Source organism: Sphaerisporangium sp. NPDC088356, assembly GCF_040685555.1.
Taxonomy (GTDB): domain Bacteria; phylum Actinomycetota; class Actinomycetes; order Streptosporangiales; family Streptosporangiaceae; genus Sphaerisporangium.
Genome location: NZ_JBFBIK010000024.1, coordinates 70329 through 76328 on the forward strand (window position 1 = coordinate 70329; position 6000 = coordinate 76328).

At 66.2% G+C, this 6000-nt stretch carries 5 protein-coding genes and 4 tRNA genes; 6 read left to right on the top strand and 3 right to left on the bottom strand.

Features of this window, described 5'->3' with window-relative positions; genetic code table 11:
- Window positions 1–182: 182 nt before the first annotated feature.
- Window positions 183–368 carry a tyrosine-type recombinase/integrase gene (locus tag AB0O34_RS12340; RefSeq protein ID WP_363915409.1) on the top strand — a complete coding sequence of 62 codons (186 nt, stop codon included), beginning with the start codon at window positions 183–185 and terminating at the stop codon, window positions 366–368.
- A 110-nt stretch (window positions 369–478) separates the two neighbouring features.
- Here AB0O34_RS12340 and AB0O34_RS12345 read toward each other — a convergent pair.
- Window positions 479–553: transfer RNA gene (locus AB0O34_RS12345), tRNA-Lys, on the bottom strand.
- Between the two features lie 229 nt (window positions 554–782).
- On the opposite strand from AB0O34_RS12345, the gene AB0O34_RS12350 reads away from it, so the two are divergent.
- The gene (locus AB0O34_RS12350; protein WP_363915410.1) at window positions 783–1250 is read left to right on the top strand and encodes a PspC domain-containing protein; all 468 of its coding nucleotides are present in this window, start codon (window positions 783–785) and stop codon (window positions 1248–1250) included.
- On the opposite strand, the gene AB0O34_RS12355 is transcribed toward AB0O34_RS12350, so the two are convergent.
- On the bottom strand, window positions 1247–2539 hold the full coding sequence (locus tag AB0O34_RS12355) for an MFS transporter (protein ID WP_363915411.1): 1293 nt from the start codon (window positions 2537–2539) through the stop codon (window positions 1247–1249). The two genes, AB0O34_RS12350 and AB0O34_RS12355, sit on opposite strands and share 4 nt — an antisense overlap.
- A 203-nt stretch (window positions 2540–2742) precedes the next feature.
- The gene (locus tag AB0O34_RS12360; RefSeq protein ID WP_358554417.1) at window positions 2743–3084 is read right to left on the bottom strand and encodes a metallopeptidase family protein; all 342 of its coding nucleotides are present in this window, start codon (window positions 3082–3084) and stop codon (window positions 2743–2745) included.
- A 172-nt stretch (window positions 3085–3256) separates the two neighbouring features.
- Here AB0O34_RS12360 and AB0O34_RS12365 point away from each other — a divergent pair, with 172 nt between their 5' ends.
- The 4 genes from AB0O34_RS12365 (at window position 3257) to AB0O34_RS12380 (ending at window position 5332) form a co-directional block, all read left to right on the top strand.
- Window positions 3257–4894, top strand: coding sequence for a metallophosphoesterase (locus AB0O34_RS12365; RefSeq protein WP_363915412.1), 1638 nt, complete (start codon window positions 3257–3259; stop codon window positions 4892–4894).
- A gap of 84 nt (window positions 4895–4978) precedes the next feature.
- A tRNA-Glu gene (locus tag AB0O34_RS12370) sits at window positions 4979–5051 on the top strand.
- A gap of 106 nt (window positions 5052–5157) precedes the next feature.
- Window positions 5158–5232, top strand: a tRNA-Asp gene (locus AB0O34_RS12375).
- 26 nt (window positions 5233–5258) lie between these two features.
- Window positions 5259–5332, top strand: a tRNA-Phe gene (locus AB0O34_RS12380).
- Window positions 5333–6000 lie beyond the last annotated feature (668 nt).

Here is a 6000-nt window from a genome sequence, read left to right on the forward strand (position 1 = left end):
CTTGATCTTGTCAGAAGATCAAGGGAGCCTAGGGGCTGGGCCCGAGCTGTCCTCTGTGTGGACGCAGTGGCGGGGCCGGCGACGGCGCGTCCCTGGTCGGCGGGTGAGGCTTGGTACGGCGAGCGCTGCGTGCGGCGGGCGGCGGGCCGTGCGGCGGCGCGGAGCGCTGTCGCCTTGACTGGTTGCGGCTGCATGACCTCCGCCACGCCTGCGCGTCGTTCCTGATCGCCTGCGGGGCCTCGCCCAGGACGGTGATGAAGACGCTAGGGCACAGTCAGATCGGGCTCACCATGAACACGTACGCGCATGTGCTGCCCGAGGTGGAGCGGGCGGCCGTCGATGCGGTGGCCAAGAAGCTGTTCGGGTGATGAAACGAGAACGAGGGTCGGCCTCCCCGGATCGGGAGTCCGACCCTCTTGGCTGTAGTAAGTGGCTGTAGTGGCAGGCGACGCCAAGATCCACAAACAGGTGTTTTGGCTGGTGGGCCGCCAGGGACTCGAACCCTGAACCTACGGATTAAAAGTCCGCAGCTCTGCCATTGAGCTAGCGGCCCAGCTAGATTGCAGGGTACTGAGCGTACCGCCCCCTGCGCGACTGCCTTCCCCTCTAGCCCGTTTCGATACGGTCTGGAGTCGGGCGACGCGGCCTTCACCCGACGTGGTTCCCTGTCAGGGTGAGGCCCAAGCGGTTCCTTGAACGTTAGCAGGCTTCAGGGGGTCACCAGGGTCGGGCCAGGGGGAATCCCGATGTGCGAACGAGGCCCCCCAGGGCAGTCTGAAGCCATGAACGAGATGAACATTCAGGGCCACTCCACCACCAAGGAACTCCGCCGCACCCGCGAAGGCAGGATCGTCGCCGGCGTGTGCTCGGGTGCCGCCGAGTTCGTCGGCATCGACGCCAACATCATCCGGCTCGGCCTCGCCGTCGCCACCTTCTTCGGCGGCCTCGGCATCGGCATCTACGCCGTCGCGTGGCTGCTGATCCCCGAAGAGGGCAAGAACACCTCGATCGTCCAGGACCTGATCAACAAGCAGAAGAGCGGCTCAGGGACCACCTGGCAGCAGGGCTCCTCCTACTGGCAGCAGCCGTCGCGGCCCCAGAACGCCGACCAGCCCCCGTACGCCGACAGGCCCGCCTACGCCGACCAGCCCCCGTACGCGGACCAGGCTCCCTACTCCGCTCCGGCCCCCCAGCAGTCGCCGACGAGCCGGCCGCAGTCGCCGGTGGACGAGCCCCCCACCAACGCCTAGGTCACCTGGGTGCGGACCTTGGTGATTATCTCGGTACGAGACTCGGTCCAGAGCATGGCCAGTAGCGCGGCCACGGACAGCCCCGCCGCTCCGGCAAGGGCGACCACCGGCTCTGGGCCGAGTGCTTGCGCGGCGGCACCGCCGATGAGGATCCCGATGCCCTGTGCCGCGAGCAATCCCGACTGCACCAGCCCGAAGGCCTGGCCCCGGCGGTTGGCCGGAACACACTGCACGAACGCGGCGTTCGCCGCGAGCTGGTACGCCCCGCCCACCCCGGCGAGAATCCACAGGGCCAGCACGACGGCCAGCGGAGGCCGTATCGCGCACCCGATGAGGGGAGCGCAGCTGAGCATCGCCATCCATCCCATGGCATGCAGGCGCCCGGTCGGCGCCACGAAGCGGCTGAACGCGAAGGCCCCCAGCACAGTCCCCGTCGGCATGGCGGCCATGAGCAGCCCCGTGATCAGCGTGACGCCTCTCGGATCGTCGCTGAGCGTCGCGGCGTACGGCACGGCGATGCCCTCGGGAAGTACGTAGAAGCCGCAGAGCCAGGCGAACAGGACGAGCGTGCGCAGCCGTCTGTCGCCGAAGACGAGCCGGGCCCCGGCCTTGGTCATGCCCCACATGGACGTGTGACCATCGTCCTGAGAGTCAGGCGCGGGCCGCCGCCGCACGCCGGCCGCGAGGATCAGCGCCGAGGCCACGAAGGTCAGCGCGTCAAGCGCGAGGCCACGATGAGCGCCAATGGCCGCGATCACCCCCGCCCCGGCGGCGAAGCCCAGCATCTGCACACCCTGGTTGGTCATGTTCTGCAGCGCGGAGCCCGCGACGTACCGATCACCTTCGAGGATCTCCGGCAGCAGCGCCGCCCGGGCGGCCGTGAAGGGCGAGCTGAGCAGCACCACGCAGAAGACCAGGGCGCACAGCACAGGGAACGGCATGGTGGGCACGGCCATCAGGCCGACCAGAACCGCCCGCGTGAGGTCACAGACGATCATGATCTGGCGCCGCGCGTACCGGTCGGCGAGCCCCGCGAGCAGCGGACCGCCGAGGATCGGCGGGAGATAGGTCAGCGCGTAGACGGCGGCGGTGGCGAGCGGGGAACGGGTCCTTTCGAAGACGAGCAGAGCCAGCGCGACCTGGGCAAGCTGGTCGCCGAGTAAGGAAAGGCACTGACCGACCCACAGCGCACGGAACTCGCCGATGGCGATTACCTCGGTGTACGTCGCTTGGCTTTCCGGCGAGCGGCGGTGCCGCCCGGGCAGCCGGCCTGGCCTCGTGACCGCCATATGTCTCCGCTGCGCTCGCTGAGCCGTTCCTGACAGACCGTGTTCAGTATGTCACCTACGGTGCCGACTCCGGGCGCGGTTGCGCAACCCTCGTGGCCGTACGGATCCCAGCGCGAGGCCGTTATCAGGTGCTATGTCCAGAGGAGTCCCGCCAGGTCGGCAGGCTGTCACAGAGGAGTACGGCGTCGGCGCGCCGTGCCTGCCTACCAGCCGAGCTCGTGCAGACGGTCATCATCGATCCCGAAATGATGGGCGATTTCGTGGACCACGGTTATCTGTACTTCCTCGACGACTTCGTCCTCTGTCTCGCAGATCCCGCAGATCGAGTTCCGGTAGATCTCGATCCGGTCGGGGAGGACGCCCGAGTACCACTCGCCCCGCTCGGTCAGCGGGATGCCCGTATAGAGCCCGAGAAGCCCTGGCTCGGGTGGATCGTCCACTACGACCATCACCACGTTCTCCATCACATGAGCCAGCTCGGGCGGGATCGTGTCCAGCGCCTCGGCCACGAGCTCCTCGAACTTCTCCCGCGAAACCTCGATCACCGTTCAATCGTGTCACCGCTACGCGACGGCGCGGTAGCGCGTACGGTCAGCGGCGGGGTACGGGCCGCCGGGGCCGAGCAGAACCTTCTTGACTATCACCGACACGGAGCATGACTCGTGGCTGCTATGAGTGAGGCCGTGTTTTCGGGTAGGCAAGACGACGATGAATTTCATGCGCTTGAGGGAAGCCGGCCGGCGGCTGAACGAGCGACGTGCCGTACGCCGGACGGCAAACGTCCTGCTGATCGGCATCGTCGCGGTGGCCGGAGCCTGGCTGGGGATCGCCATAGGCGCCCATGTGAGCACCACTGTGGGCCCCGCGCAGATCGGGATGAGCCTGCAACCGTCTTGGGGCGGCCAGACGGTTGTGGACGTACGACCTCTCGGCACCCTGAGGTTCGACTCACATCACGGGCCCTTACAACTGAGCCTCAGCCTGGACGGCATTCATGCGGATGTCGCCCAGCAACTACTGGAGAGTCCTCGTTGGGCCGAGACCCTGCCCGACCTCATCGAGGCCGACCTCCAGGCGGGCCTGCGAGAGCTCGTCATCAGAGCAGTGGTGTTCGCGGTCGCCGGCGGGCTTCTGACCGGCCTCATCGTCTTCCGTAGATGGCGATGGGCACTATGGACGGGCCTGAGCAGTTTCACGGCGGTGGCCCTGGTGGGAGTGCTGTCGGTGATGACCTTCAATCCCCGATCCATCGCGGAGCCCCGGTACACCGGCCTGCTCACCGGTGTGCCCTCGCTCATCGGCAGCGCCGAGTCGATCGTCTCGCGCTTCTCGGAGTACCGAGGCCAGCTCGCGAAGCTGGTCACCAACGTCTCCCAGCTCTACCACGCCGGGACCACGCTCCCGGTGTACTCGCCGGATCCGAACACCTTGCGAGTCCTGCACGTCTCGGACATCCACCTCAATCCGGTCGCCTGGAACATGATCCGCTCGCTGAAGGATCAATTCAAGATCAATATGGTCCTGGACACCGGTGACATCGCCGACCACGGGACGAAGGCGGAGAACAAGTTCGTCGAGGAGATCGGCACGCTCGGGGTTCCGTACGTGTACGTCCGTGGAAACCACGACTCGATCGCCACTCAGCGGGCGGTCGCCCGGCAGAAGAACGCGATCGTCCTGGACGGCGCTGAGAAGACCGTAGAGGGCCTGCGGATCTACGGCCTCGGTGACCCGCGGTTCACCCCCGACAAGACCGTCGACGTCAAATCCGACGCCCAGATGCTGCTGGATCTCGGACGCGCTCACGCCGCCCGTCTGGCGCCCGCGGAGGGCGACGAGAAGTCGGCCGCCTCGAAGCCCGCACCTGAGACATCCCCATCCCCGTCGTCCAAGCTGACGAACAGCAAGACGAATGCGGCGGGTTCGGGCAGTTCTGGAGATCCGGGTGGCAAGAAGATCCCTGTCGACGTCGTCGCGGTTCACGATCCCACAGTCGGACGGGCGTTCGGCGGAGCCTCACCACTGGTCCTGGCCGGCCATGTCCACGAGCGGTCGACCGAGATGCTTCCCTCGGGTACCCGGCTCATGATCCAGGGATCCACCGGTGGTGCGGGCCTGCGGGGCCTCGAACACGACGAGCCCACGCCGATCCAGGCCTCGGTGCTCTACTTCGACATGACCTCCCACCGCCTTCAGGCCTGGGACGACGTGACGCTTGGGGGCCTTGGGGAGCAATGGGTCCAGATCCAGCGTCACGTGGAGAGCGAGCCTGGCCGTACAATTTCTCCGGAGCCGGTTCCGACCTCGTCGCCAACGGGAGAGGACTCTGGCACCGAGTCGCCATTCCGGCGATGACCACTTTGGCATCGAGGGCCCACGTCCCCTATGCTTCAGAGGTCTCCGACGGAAGGCGTCACGGAACCAGGGTGAGAGCCCTGAGCCCCCATCGTCTAGCGGCCTAGGACACCGCCCTTTCAAGGCGGCGGCACGGGTTCGAATCCCGTTGGGGGCACGTGTGAGCTGACGCTCACCAGTAAGACCGGAGGTCAAAGATCTCCGGAGAGCTGGTAGGCTAAGCGAGCGCAAAGGGCCGAGAGTCACAAGCTCCCGGCAAGCAAGGTCCTGTAGAGCAGTTTGGAGTGCTCGCCACCCTGTCAAGGTGGAGGTCGCGGGTTCAAGTCCCGTCAGGACCGCTCTGGTGGATGACTCATCACCACCGGGTCAGGTAGCTCAGTCGGTACGAGCGTCCGCCTGAAAAGCGGAAGGTCGGCGGTTCGACCCCGCCCCTGACCACACCACCTGAACAGCCAAAACGCCCCGTGCAGACTATGCGCGGGGCGTTCTTGTTTGTCCTTGACGACAACGCTTCCTAGGATCGGCCTCTAAAGCGGTTCATGGGGTGAACCCATTCCATGTCCTCATAGAGCCGGCGAGCTCTAGCGGTGTGAAAGCCGCCGAGGTCAGGCGTACCCAGGTAGTTCACGTAGCCCTGGTAGACCAGGTGTCGAGTGCTTTTCCCCCTGCCGACACCCAAACGGTAGCCGTCCACGATCAGTTCAGATGCTGCTAAGAGCATTGAGACGTTTTAGGCGACTTGTTCTGTATCGGAGCTGGTCTCCTCCTTGGAGGGCTCGTTGATCCAGACGGCTGTGGGCAGGCTGGGCGGAGTGGGCTTACGGCGGAACCGGCCGGGGTTGGCGGCGTAGGCGGCCTGGAGCGTCCGGGCACGCTCGGCCCGGATCTGGCCGACGGTGCCCAGATGGACCGAGGCCGGGGTGTGCAGGCCAATGCCGGAGTGGCGGTGCTTCTCTGGGGGTCAGGGACTGTGCCGGGCGCTCAAACTCGGTGTTTCCGCAGGTCAGCCGCTGTTGTGCTGGAATTAGCTGGTGCAACAGGTGTGGTGCAGGTGACTGGTCGGCGTGTCTATCGGGTGTTGAGCCGGGTCATGAGTTCGCGGTTCG